At 64.0% G+C, this 19199-nt stretch carries 17 protein-coding genes and 1 tRNA gene; 11 read left to right on the top strand and 7 right to left on the bottom strand.

What is annotated here, in order from left to right:
- The first annotated feature begins 70 nt into the window (after positions 1–70).
- A complete protein-coding gene (gene truA / locus EL2594_RS02035) occupies positions 71–814 on the top strand; it encodes a tRNA pseudouridine(38-40) synthase TruA (protein WP_011413380.1) in 744 nt (247 codons plus the stop codon).
- A gap of 25 nt (positions 815–839) precedes the next feature.
- Positions 840–1952 (top strand): zinc-binding dehydrogenase, encoded by a 1113-nt coding sequence (locus tag EL2594_RS02030; RefSeq protein ID WP_011413379.1) that lies wholly within the window; start codon positions 840–842, stop codon positions 1950–1952.
- 129 nt (positions 1953–2081) lie between these two features.
- On the opposite strand, the gene EL2594_RS02025 is transcribed toward EL2594_RS02030, so the two are convergent.
- Positions 2082–3059: an asparaginase gene (locus EL2594_RS02025; protein WP_011413378.1), complete on the bottom strand. Its 978-nt coding sequence runs from the start codon at positions 3057–3059 to the stop codon at positions 2082–2084.
- 85 nt (positions 3060–3144) lie between these two features.
- Between EL2594_RS02025 and EL2594_RS02020 the strand changes: the two genes are divergently transcribed.
- Positions 3145–3220: transfer RNA gene (locus tag EL2594_RS02020), tRNA-Val, on the top strand.
- Between the two features lie 101 nt (positions 3221–3321).
- Here EL2594_RS02020 and EL2594_RS02015 read toward each other — a convergent pair.
- Entirely contained in the window at positions 3322–4218 is an 897-nt protein-coding gene (locus EL2594_RS02015; protein WP_041684975.1) for a class I SAM-dependent methyltransferase, read from the bottom strand.
- A gap of 99 nt (positions 4219–4317) precedes the next feature.
- Positions 4318–4938: a TlpA family protein disulfide reductase gene (locus EL2594_RS02010; RefSeq protein WP_081432338.1), complete on the bottom strand. Its 621-nt coding sequence runs from the start codon at positions 4936–4938 to the stop codon at positions 4318–4320.
- Here EL2594_RS02010 and argH point away from each other — a divergent pair.
- From argH to EL2594_RS01990, 4 genes are read left to right on the top strand one after another with little or no spacing between them, the layout of a single operon-like run.
- A complete protein-coding gene (gene argH, locus EL2594_RS02005; RefSeq protein WP_011413375.1) occupies positions 4937–6274 on the top strand; it encodes an argininosuccinate lyase in 1338 nt (445 codons plus the stop codon). The genes EL2594_RS02010 and argH overlap by 2 nt on opposite strands.
- Positions 6271–6519, top strand: coding sequence for a hypothetical protein (locus tag EL2594_RS02000; RefSeq protein ID WP_011413374.1), 249 nt, complete (start codon positions 6271–6273; stop codon positions 6517–6519). Before argH ends, EL2594_RS02000 begins: the two co-directional genes overlap by 4 nt.
- Before the next feature lie 18 nt (positions 6520–6537).
- Positions 6538–7800, top strand: coding sequence for a diaminopimelate decarboxylase (lysA, locus tag EL2594_RS01995; protein ID WP_011413373.1), 1263 nt, complete (start codon positions 6538–6540; stop codon positions 7798–7800).
- A gap of 7 nt (positions 7801–7807) precedes the next feature.
- Complete coding sequence (locus tag EL2594_RS01990) at positions 7808–8581, top strand: precorrin-2 dehydrogenase/sirohydrochlorin ferrochelatase family protein (protein ID WP_041685557.1); 774 nt, start codon at positions 7808–7810, stop codon at positions 8579–8581.
- A 16-nt stretch (positions 8582–8597) separates the two neighbouring features.
- Here EL2594_RS01990 and EL2594_RS01985 read toward each other — a convergent pair whose 3' ends face one another.
- Both EL2594_RS01985 and EL2594_RS01980 read right to left on the bottom strand, forming a co-directional pair.
- Positions 8598–9578, bottom strand: a complete 981-nt coding sequence (locus EL2594_RS01985) for a winged helix DNA-binding protein (protein WP_011413371.1) — start codon at positions 9576–9578, stop codon at positions 8598–8600.
- A 221-nt stretch (positions 9579–9799) separates the two neighbouring features.
- Entirely contained in the window at positions 9800–10309 is a 510-nt protein-coding gene (locus EL2594_RS01980; protein WP_011413369.1) for a L,D-transpeptidase family protein, read from the bottom strand.
- Between the two features lie 101 nt (positions 10310–10410).
- On the opposite strand from EL2594_RS01980, the gene EL2594_RS01975 reads away from it, so the two are divergent.
- Positions 10411–12036, top strand: coding sequence for an acyl-CoA synthetase (locus EL2594_RS01975; protein ID WP_011413368.1), 1626 nt, complete (start codon positions 10411–10413; stop codon positions 12034–12036).
- Here the strand turns inward: EL2594_RS01975 and EL2594_RS01970 are convergent, their stop codons facing one another.
- Positions 12037–13326 (bottom strand): adenylosuccinate synthase, encoded by a 1290-nt coding sequence (locus EL2594_RS01970; RefSeq protein WP_011413367.1) that lies wholly within the window; start codon positions 13324–13326, stop codon positions 12037–12039.
- A 527-nt stretch (positions 13327–13853) separates the two neighbouring features.
- On the opposite strand from EL2594_RS01970, the gene EL2594_RS01965 reads away from it, so the two are divergent.
- The 3 genes from EL2594_RS01965 to EL2594_RS01955 are packed head-to-tail and all read left to right on the top strand — an operon-like array spanning position 13854 to position 18034.
- Positions 13854–15731, top strand: coding sequence for a DUF1800 domain-containing protein (locus EL2594_RS01965; RefSeq protein ID WP_011413366.1), 1878 nt, complete (start codon positions 13854–13856; stop codon positions 15729–15731).
- A gap of 14 nt (positions 15732–15745) precedes the next feature.
- Positions 15746–17161 (top strand): DUF1501 domain-containing protein, encoded by a 1416-nt coding sequence (locus tag EL2594_RS01960; protein ID WP_011413365.1) that lies wholly within the window; start codon positions 15746–15748, stop codon positions 17159–17161.
- 54 nt (positions 17162–17215) lie between these two features.
- Entirely contained in the window at positions 17216–18034 is an 819-nt protein-coding gene (locus EL2594_RS01955) for an aldo/keto reductase (protein ID WP_011413364.1), read from the top strand.
- Here EL2594_RS01955 and EL2594_RS01950 read toward each other — a convergent pair.
- Positions 18031–19137: an ATP phosphoribosyltransferase regulatory subunit gene (locus tag EL2594_RS01950; RefSeq protein WP_041685553.1), complete on the bottom strand. Its 1107-nt coding sequence runs from the start codon at positions 19135–19137 to the stop codon at positions 18031–18033. The genes EL2594_RS01955 and EL2594_RS01950 overlap by 4 nt on opposite strands.
- Between the last annotated feature and the right edge of the window lie 62 nt (positions 19138–19199).

Genomic DNA, 19199 nt, shown 5'->3' with positions numbered 1-19199 from the left:
GTTCGCAGTCGAGATGCCGTTGGCATAGGTGTCTCGACTATGCTCGACACGAACGGCTAGGGGGCGTGCCATGACCCGCTTCGCGCTAACCCTCGAATTCGACGGCACGCCGTTCATGGGCCTGCAGCGCCAGAAGCATGGGCCGAGCGTGCAACAAGCCGTCGAAGAAGCGGCGCGGGCCACGCTCAATCAGGATATAACGCTCCACAGCGCCGGGCGCACCGATACCGGTGTCCATGCCCTCGGCATGCGTAGCCATTTCGATGCCGAAACTGACCTGACGCCGTTCCGCCTGATGGGCGGGCTGAATGCGCACCTCCGGCCCCACCCCATAGCTGTAACGAATTGCGAGATAATGCCCGAAGATTGGCATGCGCGCTTTGCTTGCATCGGGCGCAGTTATGTCTATCGCATCATCAACCGCCGCGCGCCGCTGACGATCGACAGGAAACGCGCCTGGCAGGTGCCGCAACAGCTCGATCACGAAGCCATGCAGCGCGCGGCGCAATTGCTGGTCGGTACGCATGATTTCACGACGTTCCGCTCGACCCAGTGCCAAGCGAAGGACCCGGTCAAATCGCTCGACCGGCTCGAAGTCGAACGCGACGGGGACGAGATACGGGTTCATGCCGAAGCACGCAGTTTCCTCCATCACCAGGTCCGCTCGATGGTCGGCTGTCTCAAGCTGGTCGGACAGGGCACGTGGCGCGAGGAAGAGGTCGAGGAAGCTTTGCTTGCCCGCGACAGACAGCGTTTGGGGTTGAATGCCCCGCCCCATGGCCTCTACTTCGTGGCCGCAGAATACCCCCGATAAGAAACACACCCGAGGAGACGACCCGATGAGCACCACCGGCAAACAGCTATTCACCACCCTGGAAGCGGACGGTACGCTCACGGTCGAGATCGAGGAAGTGACGGTGCCCGAGCCCAAGGGCAACCAGGTCCTGGTCAAGATGGAGGCGGCGCCGATCAACCCGTCGGACCTCGCGATCCTGACGGGCGCGGCTGACCTCGAGAATGCAGAATACACCGCCGGAAAATATGTTGCGAACATGCCCGAGCCGTTCAATTCCGGCTCCAAGGCGCGCCACGGACAGAAGCTGCCGGCGGGCAACGAAGGCGCAGGCACGGTCGTCGCAACGGGCGACAGCGACATGGCCAAGGCCCTGGACGGCCAGCGTGTCGCCTGCGTGCCGGGCAGTGCCTACAGTCAGTATTGCCTCGCCGATGCGGCCATGTGCCTGCCGCTGGGCGATCACTCGGCGGAAGATGGCGCGAGCGCCTTCGTCAACCCGATGACCGCGCTGGGCTTTGCCGAAAATGCCAAGATGGATGGCGCCAAGGCGATGGTCCACACCGCCGCCGCTTCCAACCTCGGCCAGATGTTGGTCAAGATCTGCCAGGAAGACGGGCTCGAGCTGGTCAACATCGTCCGCAAAGCCGAACATGTCGACTTGCTCAAGGGCCTCGGCGCGAAATATGTCGTCAATTCCTCCGACGACGATTTCATGGACCAGTTGCGCAAAGCGATCGATGCGACCGACGCCTTTTACGGTTTCGATCCGATCGGCGGCGGCAAGGCGACCGACAATGTCTTCAAGGCGATGGAACAGGTCGCGGTCAGCAAGATGACCGAATATTCGCGCTATGGCTCGAACCAGCAAAAACGCATGTTCATCTATGGCCGGCTCGATATGGGCCCGACGATCCTGACGCCGAGCTACGGCTTCGGCTGGACGCTGTCGGGCTGGCTGCTGACGCCGTTCTTGCAGCAGGCGGGCATGGAAACGATGATGCGGATGCGCCAGCGCGTGCTGGACAACCTCACCACCACCTTCGCCAGCAGCTACAAGCGCAAGGTCAATCTGGAAGAGATGCTGACCAAGGATGCGGTGCTGGACTATCGCGCAATGAAAACCGGCGAGAAATACCTCGTCACGCCCTGGAGTTGAGCCGAGCAACTCTGCCTCACGACCCGTTCGTGCTGAGCCTGTCGAAGCACTGCACTTCTTTTGGAGATGCCGTGCAGAAGAAGGACAGCCCTTCGACAGGCTGAGGGCGAACGTTTGGGGGTGTTTCGCCTAGCTTCCATCGAATGCACGCTGGATCGCGGCAGGGTCCGACACACCCTCTGCGAGCAGTAATTGCAGCAGGATCCGGGCCTTTTGCGGATTGAGCGCGCGCGCGGCAACGAAACCGTTGGCATCGTCTTCCGGCTCGCGGTCGACCAGCCCTTCATCGGCGCGACTGGCGCGGACGACGGCAAGGCCCTGCGCGCATTTGGCGACCAAAATCTGCCGAACCGTCTCCGGCATATTGCCCTCGCCAACACCCGCGATCACGACGCCGCGTATATCAGAGCCGATCTGTCGCACAGCCTGTGCGGCCGTCAGCCCTGCATGCGCGTAGATAATCGCGACCTCGGGCAGATCATCGTACCAGCCGAAATGCGCCTTGTCCCCGTGCCGCCACGGCGCGCCGAACCATTCGAGGGAGGACGGGCTCACCAGCCCGACCGACTCGCGCGGAAAGCCGCGAAAAGCATCGGTGCCGCGGGTGCGCATCTTGCGGACGTCGCGCGCGCCAAACACGCGGTCGCCCATGACCACGAGCACACCGCGCCCCGCCGCATCGTCGTCGCCCGCGACGTTTACGGCGTTGGCAAAGTTCCTGAGCCCGTCGTAACCCACCGCATCGGCGGGCCGCATCGCGCCGACCAGCACGACCGGCTTGGTCGCAGGCAGCGTGAGGTCGAGCAGGAACGCCGTCTCTTCCAGCGTGTCGGTGCCGTGCGTCACGATCACCCCGTCGCACGTTTCGTCCGCCAGCGCATCGACGATTGCCGCATGCAGGGGCCCCCAAACCTCCGGGCCGATATCTGCCGAATCGATGTTGGCGATTTGCGTGCCGGACAGTTCCGCCGCGAGGCCCAGCCCGCCGACCTGTTCAAGATATTCTTCAATCGAAATCTGGCCCGAGGTGTAGTCCTTGGCGATCGCCGATCCCGCGATCCCTGCGATAGTGCCGCCGGTGGCGAGGACAGTGAGCCGCTTCGTCATGGCCGTGTCCCTACCCCCGCCCGCACGATTGGCAATTGATTTTGAACCCTCGCGCGCTATGTGGGCGCTCTGCTGCGATGCAGTAGGGCGATTAGCTCAGTTGGTAGAGCATCTCGTTTACACCGAGAGGGTCGGCAGTTCGAGCCTGTCATCGCCCACCAGTTTCAGGGGAATCAATCATGTCCGGGGTACATGATCTGGTGATTGGCGGCCTCTGCAAGACTGTATTGGCGCCTCGGGGGTTACACCAAGCCCATATTGCTCAGATCAAATTAGTTTCGTTCGCGCCATTGCTCGACAGATCGATATAGAGGTGTGAGGCCGCCAGATCTTCCACGCCGAAGTGTCGGAAGTCGGAATGAATGCGAAGCGATCTCAGCGCTTCCAGATTTTCAGATCGCAACTCCCGCTGGCTCCAAACTGGACAAAGGCCTGCGTCCGCAAAGAGTTCGAAATAGTCGGGCAATCGCATCCGGTTGTGATTGAGGATGGCGTTGCGGTTCCAGAAGTTCCAGCGTCGCTTGGAGTAGCGCAGGAAGTTCACTCCATTGCCAAGACCCGCGCTGGCGAAGTGATCGTGCAAGCCGATGTTGTGGGCCGCGCGTCCGGTGGGCTTGAGGATACGTGCCGTCTCTCGGGCGATAGCTTCAAGGTCGGGCCGGTCGATATGTTCCAGAACGCCATAGGAATACACGAGGTCAATGCTGGCATCGGGCAGTCCGGTAACTGCGGCATCGCCGGGGGCGCGGTAGTCCAGATCGGGGAAGTCGCCAAGGCGGCGGGCCAACGCGGCACGATCGATGCCGGACGCATTGGAGAGCGCTTCTATACTGGCCTCAGCGGTTTCAACAAGGCTGTCGAACAGTCGGCGGCGGAAGTGCGGTTGATGATCGAAAGCGATGATCTTTGCCGCGCCGAACAAATGCAGCAGCAAGGTTCCAAGGCCCTGCCAACCCGGGCCGATCTCGACGACCGTAGCACCCTCGAGCGGGTGGCGCTCGTCAAGCGCCCGAAGGTAGCCCGCCTGCGCGACCAGTGACCACAACTGCGCCTCTGGCGAGAAGGAGCCTGCCGCCTTTTGGGCGATGTGATTCAAGTGCTCGCCAAATGGCAGGTGCGCCATGATGAACTGAATACTGCGCTTCATTTTCCAGTGCATGTGCCAAATATACACTACGCTGGCTGTGTCAGGAAAAATTCCAGCAATTGATCGCCTCGCGAGTTACCTACGAAATCTAGGTGCTTTCTCATCGTACAATTATGTACCTATACCCTCATCAATCAATCCAGCCGCCTCGGCACTCGACCAGTCGTAATCTCCCGCGATGCGCCACACCTCTTGCCCATTCGCGTCATAGAGCACCGTCATCGGCAGCCCCGCGTCGTAGTGCTGGCCCAGCCCATTGTGCGGGTCGAGCCACGGCTCGAGCGCTTGGAAACCCGCTTGTTCGAAATAGGGCAAGACTTTCTCTGCACCTTGTAAATCCTGGCTGACGGTCAGGACCCGCAGCTCACCGTCGCGCTCCAGAGCCAATTCATCGAGCAGCGGCATCTCCTTCTTGCACGGCGCACACCACGTTGCCCACAGGTTGAGCAGTACCGGCTGGCCCTGCAGCGCGCCGAGATTGAGCTGCGTGCCATCGGGCAGACGGACCGTCTCTGCCGGCATCAGTTCGCCCGCGCGACTGCGATCGACTTCGCCGGCCAAGCTGGCCTTCTCCGCCCCCAATGCGCCCTCGCCTTGCGCGGGGTCGGGCGCGGCCCTATCGCACCCGGCGAGCGCAAGAAGGACGATTGCAAGCGTGAGCGACACTCGGGACACGAAAGGCTCCAACCAGATGTGGGGCGGCAGGTTCGCTGAAGGACCTAGTGCGATCATGCGCGAAATCAACGCTTCTATCCCGTTCGACAAGGCGCTGTGGCGGCAGGATATCGCCGGCAGCCGCGCGCATGTGGCGATGCTGGCGAAGCAGGGGATCGTCAGCGCCGAGGATGCGAAGGCGATCGACGATGGCCTGCAGCAGGTCGCGGCGGAGTATGAGCGCGATGGCGTGCCCGAGGACTGGGACCTCGAGGACATTCACATGACCGTCGAGGCGCGGCTGACCGAGCTGATCGGCCCGGTCGCCGGGCGGCTGCACACCGCGCGCAGCCGCAACGACCAGGTCGCGACCGATTTCAAGCTGTGGGTGCGCGAAGCGACGAACTGTGCGCTCGATGGCATCGCAGCGCTGCAACGCGCGCTTGTTGTCCGTGCCGGCGAGCATGCCGACAGCGTCATGCCGGGCTTTACCCATCTTCAGACCGCGCAGCCGGTGACGCTCGGCCATCATCTATTGGCCTATTATGAGATGCTGCGCCGCGACGCTTCGCGGTTCGGCGACAACCTTGCGCGCGCCGATGAATGCCCGCTCGGCGCAGCGGCGCTGGCAGGGACCGGTTTCGATCTCGATCGCACCATGACTGCCGATGCACTCGGTTTCGCGCGGCCCACCGCCAACAGCCTCGACACCGTCTCCGATCGCGATTTCGCGCTCGATTACCTGCAGGCGGCAAGCCAGTGCGCTCTGCATCTGTCACGCCTCGCGGAGGAATTGATCCTGTGGGCGAGCCAGCCATTCGGCTTCGTGCGGCTGCCCGACAGCCTCTCCACCGGCAGCTCGATCATGCCGCAGAAGAAGAACCCGGACGCCGCCGAGCTGGTGCGCGGCCATGCCGGGCGGATCGTCGGCGCTACGACAGCGCTGATCGTGACAATGAAAGGCCTGCCGCTGGCCTATTCGAAGGACATGCAGGACGACAAGCCGCCGGTTTTCGAAGCGGCCGGGCTACTCGACCTGTGCCTGGCAGCAATGGAAGGCATGATCGCAGGCGCCGACTTCAACGCCGAGCGCATGCGCCATGCAGCGGGGCTCGGTCATGCCACCGCGACCGATCTCGCCGACTGGCTGGTGCGCGAGGCCGATATTCCCTTCCGCGAGGCGCATCATATTACCGGCGCAGCGGTGAAGCTTGCGGACAGAAAAGAATGCACGCTGGAGGACCTCTCGCTCGACGATCTCAAGGGCATCGACGCGCGGCTCGACGAGCGCGTGCGCGCGGTCCTGACGCTCGATGCCTCGGTCGCGGCGCGCGCTTCCTATGGCGGGACCGCGCCCGATCGGGTACGCGAACAAGTCGCCGCAGCGCGCCGGGCGCTGGGGATGGAGGAATGATGCGTCACACCCGCCACAGCATTGTACTGCTTGCGCTTGTAGCACTCGCCGCGTGCGGGCAGCAGGCCGACCTCAAGCCGGTCGCGGGAGCCGAGCTGCCGCCTGCGCCGTATGGCAGCGAACGCCAATTGACGGCGGAGGAATTGCTCGAGCGCGATACGCTGGCCGAACCCGAACGCAGCGTCGAACTGCGCCGTCGTTCAGAGACTCGCGAAGACGATCCCTTCGACCTGCCACCCGAATAACGCCTGACCGATCGCCCAATGGACCATTTTTCCCTCAATAGCGGCGTCTTGCATGCCGAGGACGTGCCGCTTCCGCAGATTGCGGAGGAGGTCGGTACGCCGGTCTACGTCTATTCGCGCGCTACGCTCGAGCGCCATGCGCGTGTTTTCACTGAGGGGCTGGCCGAGGTTCCGGACAAGCTGATCGCCTTCGCGGTCAAGTCCAATCCCAACCTAGCCGTTCTCAAGGTGCTACAGAAAGCGGGCTTCGGGGCCGATGTCGTCTCAGGTGGCGAACTACGGCGCGCCCTGGCGGCGGGAATGGCACCGGCCAAGATCGTGTTTTCGGGCGTCGGCAAGACCCGCGCGGAGCTGATGCTCGGCCTCGATGAAGGCATCGGACAATTCAACATCGAGTCGCGCGAAGAAGGCCGCGAACTGGCAGAGCTTGCAGCCGCGCGGGGGGAACTGGCACCGGCCTGCCTGCGCATCAATCCCGACGTCGACGCCAAGACCCACGAGAAGATTTCGACCGGCAAGGCGGAGAACAAGTTCGGCATCCCGCTGGTCCATGCCCGTGAGGTGTTCGCGGAATTGGTGCAGCTCGACGGGCTGCACCTGCGCGGCATTGCGGTTCACATCGGTAGCCAGCTGGGCGACCTCGAGCCTCTGGAGACCGCATTCGGGAAAGTCGGAAAGCTCGTCGCCGATTTGCGCGAAGCGGGGCACCTCATCACGCATGTCGATCTCGGCGGCGGCCTGGGCGTCCCCTACAAGGCAGGCGAGGAATTCCCCTCGCCCGCCGACTATGGCGCGATGGTGGCGCGGGTCACGCGGGACTGGCGCGTGCACCTGACGTTCGAGCCGGGCCGCGTGATCGCAGGCAATGCCGGTATCCTTCTGACGCGGGTGATCCGTGTGAAGCGCGGCGGCAACGGGCCGCCCTTCGTGATCGTCGATGCTGCAATGAACGACCTGGCCCGACCTGCGCTCTATGGCGCGTGGCACGATTTCGACGCAGTCGAACCGAGCGGCGAACACATGACCGCGAATATCGTCGGCCCGATCTGCGAGACGGGCGATACGTTCGCGCGCGACCGCAAGTGCGACGCTTTGCAGTCGGGCGACCTCGCCGTGTTCCGCACCGCCGGGGCCTATGGCGCGACCATGGCGAGCAGCTACAACTCGCGCGGTTTCGTCGCAGAGGTGCTGGTCGACGGGGACCAGTTCGCTGTCGTCGCCGACCGGATCGATGCGGGCGCGATCATGGATGCCGAGCGCGTGCCCGAATGGCTGGCCTGATCCGGCCATGATCGGCTCGCTGCCTCTCTTCCACCGGGTACGCGGCAAACGCGTCGTGGTGGTCGGTGAAGGCGAGATGGGCGAAGCCAAGACCCGGCTCGTCGAACGCGCGGGCGGAATTCCTTGCAGCGAAGCCGAGGCTCATCACGCGCATCTCGCTTTCGTAGCACTGGAGGATGAGCGGGAAGCCAGGGCAGTGCACCGGCGGCTCAAGGCAAAAGGCCTGCTGGTGAATGTTGCCGATATGCCCGCGCTTTGCGATTTCACCACGCCCAGCATCCTGGATCGCGAGCCGGTGCTGGTCGCGGTTTCGACGTCCGGCGCTTCTGCCGGGCTCGCCAAGCATTTGCGCTTGCGGCTTGAGCGATTGCTGCCACAAAGCCTTGGTGCGCTTGCAAGCAAGCTGGCGGCATCGCGCGATGCGATGCGGGACCGGTTTCCTTCCGGCGACCAGCGCCGTCGCGCAGTAGACGCCGCGCTCAGCGAGGGCGGCATTCTCGACCCGTTCGAGAGCGCCGCAGCGGATCGGGTGGAGGCATGGCTCGATGGCAACGCCGCGCCGGACGCCATCCGGGCCGAAACCATCGCACTGGCCAGCAACGATCCCGAAGACCTCACACTCAAGCAAGCGCGCCTGCTTGGCGTTGCAGATGTGGTCCTGCATGACGCGGGCATAGATGCCGCAATTCTCGACCGATCGCGCGCCGACGCCTTGCGCCGCGAATTGCCTCAGGACCCTACCGAGTTCGAGGGCCTCGTCGTCGTGCTCACACGCGCTTGAGTTCGGTCGCGCGGTTTCAGACCAACCGTCCGGCGTCCTTACCCACTTCTGCAAAATAGCGCGCCATGGCATCGGCGGCATTGTCGCTCAGCGCGATGAAGGCGCGGCGCTTGTCCTGCTCGTCTTCCACGCGCTCGAGCAGGCCCGCTTCGGTCATCTGGCTGATCCAGCGTAGCGCGGTGGTCGGCGGGACGCCGCTGGCGATGCACAACGAGGTAACAGAGACCCGCTCATGCTCGGCCCGTGCGGCGGTCAGGTCGAGCAGGATATCCCACGCCGGGTCCGCAAACAGCTCCCCATCGAAAAAGCGCGCGCGCATCTGGCGTTGGCGAATGATCTGCCGGACAAGCCGCGGATCGGGCAGCGGCGGGCGGGCGGCGCGGCCCAGCCGACCGCTCGAATCAGCCTCTTCAGGCCCGGAATAGGCCGGCTTCGGTGTCTCAAACCGAAAGGCGCTGCCACCGCCATCGTCATTGGACGGAGCGAGCGAATCCAGCTTGCGCGCAATTTCGGATACCTGCTCGGCCAGCCGGAGCAGCGAAATATGGTCTTCCCCCGAGGATTCACGAACGCGCACCCGCGCGATCATCGTTAACTCCTGCCCCAAGGCAACTACGCGCTCACCCCTAGTCGGCGCCACGAGGATCCGCGCCTGCGACTGGTCGAGGCAGGCAAACACGTCCTCCAGCGCCTCGATCGTTGTCGAAACGACCAGCCGCGCACCCGAGCGCGCCACCCGCATGTCGAGCCGCGACAGCGCTGCGAGCACACCGGCATCGACCGCAGGACAATCGAGCAAGACGATCTCGCCCAGTGTAACCGGATGCCCGTCAAGCACGTCTGCCAAACCCGCTTCGCGCATGATGCGAAAACCCGCCCCGGCCACGTCGTCAGCGATAGTCGCGCGTACATGCGGTCGATCGGCGAAGATTGAAACCGCTGTTGGCGAGCCTGCGGCATCGTTGACAGGCGCGTAGTCGAAGGGGGCTGCTTGCATTCCGATTCTCCCTTATTTGAGAACAAGGATAGAACAAAGAGGGACATAGTCAAGAATACTGGCTACATCTGTTTGGCGGACCGAACCTTTTGGCTTTCATGCGCGACTATCGGGTGTGACCAAGAAAACCGCCTTTGCCATCGCCATCGTGGTCGGGCTGATGCTGCTGAAGGAAGTGAAACGCCTGCAGACTCAGGTCGCCGAGCTGGGCGCGAAGTAAGCTAGGGGCGGATTTCGATCGGTGTTCCGTCGCGCACCAGCCGCCACAGCTCGTCCATCTCGGCGTTGGTGAAGGCTATGCAACCATCGGTCCAGTCCCCCGGCATGCGCCCCGCCGGCAACCAGTTCGGCTGGCCGTGCAGGAAGATGTCACCCCCGGGATCGCGCCCCTGCCCCTCGGCATAGGCGCGGTCCTGCGCGTTGGGATAGGAGACCCGCAGGGACAGGTAATAGGCGCTGTTCGGATTGCGCGTATCGATCGTATAGCGGCCTTCCGGCGTGCGCTCGTCCCCTTCGAAGCGCTTGTGGCCCAGTGGCGCATCGCCGAATTGCAGGCCCGTGTAGCGTCGCACTTCCGCCCCGTCGCGATAAAGCGCCAGGGTCCGGTCCGACTTGTCGACCAGCAGGAAATCGACCGGCGGCGCCTCGACAGACACCGGCTGCGGCGTCGGCGCGCAGGATGCGACGAATGCTAGGCCGAGCATCAAGGCCGGAATGCGGAAGCGGATCATGGGACTATGCTAGGGCATTGGCCGGAACCTGCAATGAACCGTGACAAGTTTGCCCCCTCGGCACATAGTGCAGCGCAGGGGATGCCTGAGGAGAGACAGCCATGATCTGGCATTTTGCCGACCTGTTCGAGAAGATCGCTTCGCTGGTGCCCGACAATGTCGCGCTGATCGAAGGCGATGCGAAACGCACTTGGCGCGAATACGAGGATCGCGCGTCGCGGCTGGCGGCGGCGCTGGTCGAGCACGGGATCGAGCCCGATGCCAAGGTCGCGATCTACGGGCACAACTCCTCCGCGTTCCTCGAAGCGCAATTCGCTGTGTTCAAGGCGCGCGCGGTGCCGATCAATGTCAATTACCGCTATGTCGACGACGAACTGGTCTACCTGTTCGACAATGCCGATGTCGATGCGGTGTTCTTCGATGCCCGCTTCGCACCGCGCCTCGCCGCAATTCGCGACAAGCTGCCCAAGCTCAAGCTGGCGATCCAGATCGAGGATGGCAGCGGCGAAAAGCTCGAAGGCGCCAAGGACCTGGAAGCGGTGACCGCCGGGCACGACCCACTCCCGCGCCTCGCCTACAGCGAAGACGATCATTACATGGTTTACACCGGAGGCACGACGGGCATGCCTAAGGGCGTGGTGTACCGGCAGGGCGATTTCGTGAAAGCGATCGCGGGTTTCATCCTTGGGCCGGATATCGAGCCATCTAAGGAAATCCTGCTCGGCGCGGTCAAGCAATTGGCGGCAGCGGGCATGTCGCCGATCGCCTTCCCCGCCTGCCCGCTGATGCACGGCACCGGTATGTGGCTCGGCGGGTTCGCCGCGCATACGGCGGGCGGCGCGGTCGCGACCTTGCGCGACGAGAAGTTCGATCCCGACCGGACGTGGGAATATGCCGCCAAGGTCGGCGCCAATGTGATCGTCGTGGTCGGCGATGCCTTTGCCAAGCCGCTGCTGGCGTCGCTGCGCGCGGCGGCAGAGCGCGGCGAGCCCTATGACCTCTCGAGGCTGCAGGCGATCGTTTCTTCGGGCGCGATGTTCTCCGCCGAGACCAAGCTCGGCCTGCTCGAACATCTCGACATCGAGATCCGCGACGCCATCGGTTCGACCGAGGGCAGCATGGGCTCCTCCATCACATCGCGCGCCGCACCGCCCAGCGAGACGGCCAAGTTCGAACTCGGCAAGGACACCAAGGTATTCGACGAGAACGACGAAGAAGTCGTGCCCGGGTCGGACGCGATCGGCATGATCGCCAATGGCGGCTTCACGCCGATCGCCTATTACAAGGACCCGGAAAAGAGCGCCAAGACGTTCCGCGAAATACGCGGCCATCGTTATTCCTTCGCCGGCGACTTCGCCAAGGTCGCGAAGGACGGTTCGCTGATCCTGCTCGGGCGCGGATCGGTTTGCATAAATACTGGCGGCGAGAAGGTCTTCCCCGAGGAAGTCGAGGAAGCGTTGAAGGCGCATGACAGCGTCTGGGATGCACTGGTGGTCGGCGTGCCCGATGACCGCTTCGGCGAGCGCATCGTGGCGGTGGTTTCGCAGAGCGAGGGCCACACGATCGACCAGGGCGAAGTGATCGATTTCGCGCGCACCAGGCTGGCCGGATACAAGATGCCGCGCCAGTTGGTCGTGGTCGACGAAGTGGCCCGCGCCGCGAATGGCAAGGCCGACTATGCCTGGGCTAAGGAAACCGCGCTGGCGGCGGTCGGCAGCGACGCCTGATCAATCCATAAACGGATCGCGCATCAAAATGGTGTCGTCACGCTCGGGGCTGGTCGAGACCAGCGCCACTGGGCATTCGATCAGTTCCTGGATGCGCTGGATGTATTTCACCGCATTGGCGGGCAGGTCGGCAAAGCTCCGCGCGCCGGCAGTGCTTTCGCTCCAGCCTTCCATTTCCTCGTAGATCGGTTCCACCGCCGCCTGGCTCGCGGCATGGCTCGGCAGGTAATCGTAGACATTATTGTTAAGCCGGTAGCCCGTGCAGATCTTCACCGTATCCAGCCCATCAAGCACGTCGATCTTGGTCAGCGCGATACCGGTTACGCCACTGATCGCGCAGGTCTGGCGCACCAGCACGGCATCGAACCATCCGACCCGGCGCTGGCGACCAGTGACGGTGCCGAATTCATGCCCTCGCTCACCCAGCCGCTGGCCGATTTCATCGTCGAGTTCGGTCGGGAAAGGGCCGCTGCCGACGCGGGTGGTATAGGCCTTGACGATGCCGAGGACGAAGCCCGCCGCCCCTGGCCCTAATCCGCTGCCGCTCGCTGCCGTGCCGCTGACGGTGTTGGAACTGGTGACGAAGGGATAGGTGCCGTGATCGACATCGAGCAGCACGCCCTGCGCGCCTTCAAAGAGGATCTTCGCGCCCGCCTTGCGCACTTTCTTCAGCCGCTTCCACACCGGCTGCGCAAAGCGGAGCACGAAGGGCGCGATTTCGCGAAGGTCGCCCAATAGCCGCTCCCGATCCACGGGCGGCTCCTCGAACCCGGCGCGCAGCGCATCGTGATGGGCGCAGAGGCGGTCGAGCTGCGGCTCCAGGCTGTCGAGATGTTCGAGGTCGCACACGCGGATCGCGCGGCGGCCGACCTTGTCTTCATAAGCCGGGCCGATGCCGCGACCGGTGGTGCCGATCTTGCCGGTACCGGCTGCAGCTTCACGCAGGCCGTCGAGATCGCGGTGGATCGGCAGGATCAGCGGGCAATTGTCGGCGATGGCGAAATTGTCGTCGTTGATCGTGACGCCCTGCCCCTCGAGCTTCTCGACCTCTTGCTTGAGCGCCCACGGATCGAGCACGACACCATTGCCGATTATCGACAACGTGCCCGACACGATCCCGCTCGGCAGCAGGCTCAGCTTGTAAGTGGTGCCATCGACCACCAGCGTGTGGCCGGCATTGTGCCCACCCTGAAACCGTACGACCGCATCGGCGCGGTCGGCCAGCCAGTCGACGATCTTGCCCTTGCCCTCATCGCCCCACTGGGCGCCGATTACGGTTACGTTAGCCATGGGTATGCCTCTTCCCCTGCCGGGGGATCCACAAGGTCCTTCGACAGGACTCGACCAGGGGATGGGATGGAGGAACGACGGAGCGTTCCGGATACGGTGCGCGGGTTAGGGTGAGGACAGATTGCGGTCAAGTCGAAGCGTTTATGTTGAGGCCGGATCGGTTTTTCAGACATCGCCAGTTTCGTATTTTTCTTCGTCCGATCAATAATTTACTGGCCATATTCGTTTCCGGCGTGTGACTTTTACCCAGATGGCACGCGGCAGGCGGGCAGGAGCGATCGCGAACTTGGCATATCAAGCCTCTACCCGAGGGGGCGCGTGTAGGAAACGCCCCTTTCGGCGGCGGGCCGAGTGCGAAACCCGACGGCCCGTTCCCTTGTCCTCTCGCCAGGGACCGTCCCGCGGCGTAGTAAATTTCCCACTAACGCTGCGTGGTAACACATTGCGCAAGAGGGGGCGTTAGTCCGGGGGCTGTGCTAGGTCGTCGCAGGGGTGCGAAGGCCGGTACTGGACGGGAGCCGGGTCGCATGAGGGATCAAACGCTGGAAACGGCGAGCGCCACCGTGCCTGTGCGCGAGAGCGTGGGCGAGGATGGCAGTCAGGGCGCACATCCTGCAGAGCTACATACTGAGGGTGCAACCTCCGCCGGGCTTGCTGCACGCGCGGCGGTCGGTTCGCTGGCGCTTGCCACGGCGGCCTGCGGCGGAGGCGACGGGGGCTCGGGCAGTTCGGGCGGAGGCGGTGCCCCGCCGACAGGTGGTGGCGGAACCCCGGCGCCGACCGTCCTCAAGCCGCAGACCGATGCGCAGGCTGCGCGCTTCATTTTGCAGGCCTCCATCGCCGCTTCCGATGGCGCAATCGCGGAGGTCAAGGATTTGGGCTACGAGCCGTGGCTCGATGCGCAGATGAACCTCGGCAATGACCGCTCCGCCCGCGCCTTCTTCGCCGACCGCGGCTATGATGCGGTCGACGGCAACCGCCATTATTTCAGCCGCCGCCCCGCCGACAACATGATGTGGAGCCAGCTGATTCGCGGCACCAGCGGAGTGCGCAAGCGAGCCGCGCTGGCGCTGTCGGAATTCTTCGTGGTCTCGCTCAACAGCGTAAGCATCACCTGGCGCAGCCAGGCGCTGGGCGAGTATTGGGACATCCTCAACGAGCATGCCTTCGGCAATTATCGCGACCTGCTCGAAGCGATCACGCTAAACCCCGCCATGGGAGTGTTCCTCAACACGCTGGGCAATCGCAAGGCCGACGGCAAAGGGCGGGTGCCCGACGAAAATTATGGCCGAGAGGTCATGCAGCTGTTCTCGATCGGCCTCTACGAGCTCAATATCGACGGCTCGCTACGCACCGACAGTGCAGGCGATCCTGTCGACACCTACGACAATGACGACGTCACCGGGATTGCCAAGGCGTTCACCGGCTACGACTACGATTATTCGGGCGTCGGTTTCACGACGAATGCCGGCGATGGCGGGCGCCAAGTGCAGGACCCCGATTACGCCCGCCAGCCGATGACGGCCGATCTTGCAAAATGGCGTCGCCCGCGCGGGGAAGGATTCCACTCCGACGAGGAAAAGAGCTTTCTCGGCACCACCATCGCGCCCGGCACCGGCGCGGCAGAAACTTTGCGCCTGACATTGGACGCGCTTTACAACCATCCGAATGTCGGGCCGTTTCTCGGCAGGCAGATGATCCAGCGCCTGGTCACCAGCAATCCCAGCCCGGCCTACGTCCAGCGCGTGGCGGAAACCTTCAACAACAACGGCAGCGGCGTGCGCGGCGATCTGCGCGCCATGTTCAAGGCCGTCCTGCTGGACGACGAGGCGTTGTCCGACAGCGGCGTGTCATCGAACACCTTCGGCAAATTGCGCGAGCCCATGCTGCGTTTCGCGCAATTCGGCCGAACCTTCGGCGCGCGCTCCTCCAGCGGCAATTGGGACGTCGGGGATCTTTCCAGCAGCTCCAACCGTCTCGGCCAGTCTCCGCTACGCTCGCCCTCGGTCTTCAACTTCTTTCGCCCGGGCTATGTGCCGTTGAATTCGCAAGCCGCCGACAACGGCCTCGTCGCCCCCGAATTCCAGATCGTGAACGAGAGCACCGTCGCGACATATGTCAACTTCATGGAGCGCTCCATCGAAGGGCGCGGCAGCTGGATGAACGATATCGAGATACCGTACGCCTCGGAACTCGGCATCGCGCATGACAGCACGGCGCTGCTCGACAGGCTCGATCTGCTGCTGACGGCCCGGCAGTTGAGCCAGAGTACGCGCTCCACGATCCTGGCGGCGCTGGACGACAATCCCGTGGCGGCAAGCGATCCTGAAGAAGACAAGCTACGCCGCATCCATATCGCCGTCCTGCTGGTCATGGCGTCCAACGATTACATGGTCCAGAAGTAAGGGAGCGCGGCCAGATGTTCATCGGAAAAACCAACGAAATCTCACGCCGAGCCTTCATGCGCCGGACCGGACAACTGGCGATGGCGGGTGCCGCTTCCTCCTACGCATTGGGACTTACGGGTATCGGCGAAGCCGCTGCCTTCAGCGGGAGCGGCGGCTACAAGGCGCTGGTCTGCGTGTTCCTGTACGGCGGCAACGACCACGGCAACACGCTGATCCCCTACGATGCCGCGAACTATAACCGCTATCTGGCGATCCGCGGCGGGGCGAATGGGGGCGAAGGTATTGCGCTGGCGCGCGATTCGCTGGCGGCGTCGGTCCTGAACCAGCCCGCCGGGCAGGTGCTCACCGACGATATCCGCTATGCGCTCGCCCCCACGATGCCGCGTCTCAAGGCGCGCTTCGACCAGGGGCTGATGGCGCCCCTGCTGAATGTCGGTCCGCTCGAGGCGCCGATGACACGGGTGCAATACGACAATCGTTCGGTACCGCGTCCGCCCAAGCTTTTCTCCCACAACGATCAGCAATCGACGTGGCAGAGCTCGAACCCGGAAGGTTCCGTCACCGGATGGGGCGGCCGGATGGGCGACCTCGCGCTGACGAGCAACACCAATTCGATGTTCACGGTCATCAATGCGACCGGCAATGCCGTCTTCCTGGCCGGAGAGAATGCGCTGCCCTACCAGGTCGGAAGCGGCGGTGCGGTGCAGATCGGTGCGCTGGGTCGCAATGTCTATCGCTCGGGCGCGGCGAGCAGCGCACTGGAAACGCTGTTGCGGCAGCATAACGGACATCTGCTCGAAGCGGACTACGCGCAAACGACGGCGCGTTCGATCGAATATGGTGGCTTCGTAAACAACGCCCTCGACAATTCCTCGCTGACTACGGACTTCGGCAATGGCAACCGCCTTGCAGACCAGCTTTCCGTCGTCGCCCGCCTTATCGCCGCGCGCGGCAGCCTGGGCGTTACGCGCCAGGTTTTCATGGTGTCGATGGGCGGTTTCGACAATCACGACGGGTTGATCGGCCAGCACGAAGGGCTGCTCGGGCAAGTCGACGCCGCGCTCGACTCTTTTTACCGGGCCACGGTAGAAATGGGCATCGCGGATCGCGTGACCGCCTTTACCGCATCGGATTTCGGGCGCACCCTGACGTCGAACGGCGACGGCAGCGACCACGGCTGGGGCGGACATCATTTCATTCTCGGCGGAGCGGTCAACGGCGGACGGTTTTACGGTACCGCGCCGCAAGTGTCAGTTGAATCCAACGATCAGGTCGGCCGCGGACGCTTGCTGCCGAGCACCTCGGTCGACGAATATTCGGCCACGCTGGCGCGCTGGTTCGGCGTCAGCGACAGCGAATTGCCCAGCGTCGCGCCCAATATCGGTCGCTTCGCCACCCGTAACCTGGGATTCATGGCTGCATCCTGAGACCGGACGGAAACATGCAGCCCCTTCGCTCATTGATGAAGCGAAGGAGACACTATGACCGACTATCCGCTGCTCACGCTCAACGACGACCGCCAGATCCCGCAACTGGGTTTCGGCACCTGGGAGATCGATCCCGAAGACGCCGCCGGGGCGGTGAAGACCGCGCTCGAGGCCGGGTACTGGCTGATCGACACCGCCGCCGTCTATGGCAACGAGAAGGAGGTCGGCGAAGGGATCGGCGATTGGTCGGACATCTTCCTCCAGACGAAAATCTGGAATGAAAGCCAGGGCTATGACCGCACGCTGAAGGCGGCCGACAAGTGTCTGTCACGGCTTGGCCGCGATCATGTCGACATGCTGCTGATCCACTGGCCCTGCCCGGAGAAGGGTCTGTTCGTGGAGACATGGAAAGCGCTGATCGAACTGCGCGACCAGGGCAAGGCCAAGTCCATCGGCGTGTCCAACTTCCGCGAAGAGGATCTGAAGCGGATCGTCGACGAGACCGGCGTCGTCCCGGCGCTCAACCAGATCGAACTGCACCCGACTTTCCAGCAGCGCGAGATGCGCAAGCTGCATGACGAAATGGGCATCGTCACGCAAAGCTGGTCGCCGCTCGGCCAGGGCAATGCTTTCGGCAACGAGACCATCGAAGCGATTGCCGAAGAAACCGGGCAGTCTGCGCCGGCCGTGGTGATCCGCTGGCACATCCAGTGCGGGCTAAGCACTTTGCCGCGCTCGACCAACCCGGACCATATCCGAAGCAATTTCACCGCGCTCGATTTCGAGCTGACCGACGAGCAGATGAAGCGGATCGACGATCTCGACAGCGACGACGGCCGGATGGGCCCGAACCCGGGCGAATTCAACAGCTAGAGCGCGACCGGCTCGCTGCCGTCGAGCCGGTGCGAGCAGCCCAGCGCGCGCGGATCGTCGCTCTCTTCGAGCGCGGCGACCGTGCGCCAGGCCTCTTCGCGCAGCCGCGCCGCCACCGATGGATCGTGCCCCAGCGGCAGGAACACGGTCGCGGCAGGTTCGCGGCCTTCGAGCGCGGGCAGCAGGGCGTCGAGATAGAGCGAAAATCCGGTCGCGGCTTCGTCGCTGCCTTTGATCCAGTAGGTCCCGCCGCGCCCCAGTGCGCCGCGCGCGCCGTCGGCGTAGATCGTGAAGCCGAACCAGCTCTGGTATTCGAAGCCATGACGTTCGGTCGGATCGAGAGTGACGCGGGCGCGGGCGCCGATGCGATCGGCGATCGTCTCAAGCGCCTCGATGCGTGTGGCGAGCGTCCCGCCGCCGTCGAGTTCGCGCAGCTTAGCCAGCGCATCGCCAAGCGATCCGGCGGCATGGATCAGCGGCAGATAGGCTTCGCCCCCCGCCGCGACGAGGCCGCCGGCATCCTTGGTATCGAGTTCGCGGCGAACGGCGTCGATACGGTCTTCGGCCAGCGCGAAAGCATCCGCGGCCAACACGTCGACCAGGTCCGGCAGCGTGAAGTCGACCGAAATCCCGCGCGCGCCCGTCGCTTCGACCGCTTCGACCGCCAGCATCACGATCTCGCTCGCAGCAGCCACCGTGTCGGCCCCGATCAATTCCGCGCCCAGTTGCAGGCGCTGGCGCGCGGGATCGAGCTGGTCGGCGGTGATCGTCGCGACATCGCCCGCATAGCAGAGCCTCAGCGGACGCGGCGCATCGGCCAGCCCGGTCGAGGCGATCCGCCCCACCTGCGGGGTCATGTCGCTGCGCAGCGCCAGCGTGCGCAGGCTTTCCGGATCGACGAAGCGGAACAGGCGGCGCGTCTGCACCCCGTCCATGCGGCCTGCCAGCGAGCGTTCGAATTCGATCAGCGGCGGTCGCACGCGGTCGTAACCGTGGCTGTCCATCGCCCCCAGCGCCGCGCGCATGGCATGCGTCGCCTTGCGCGCCTCTGCGGGCAGGCGGTCCTCGAGGCCGATGGGGAGCAGGTCGTCGGTGTCGGTCATTGCGGGGCCATACATACCTCGTCATCCCAGCGGAAGCTGGGATCTTTCTCAATCAAGTCGGA

It is taken from the genome of Erythrobacter litoralis HTCC2594 (assembly GCF_000013005.1).
Lineage (GTDB): Bacteria > Pseudomonadota > Alphaproteobacteria > Sphingomonadales > Sphingomonadaceae > Parerythrobacter > Parerythrobacter litoralis_A.
This window is presented reverse-complemented; position numbering and strand designations above follow the sequence as displayed.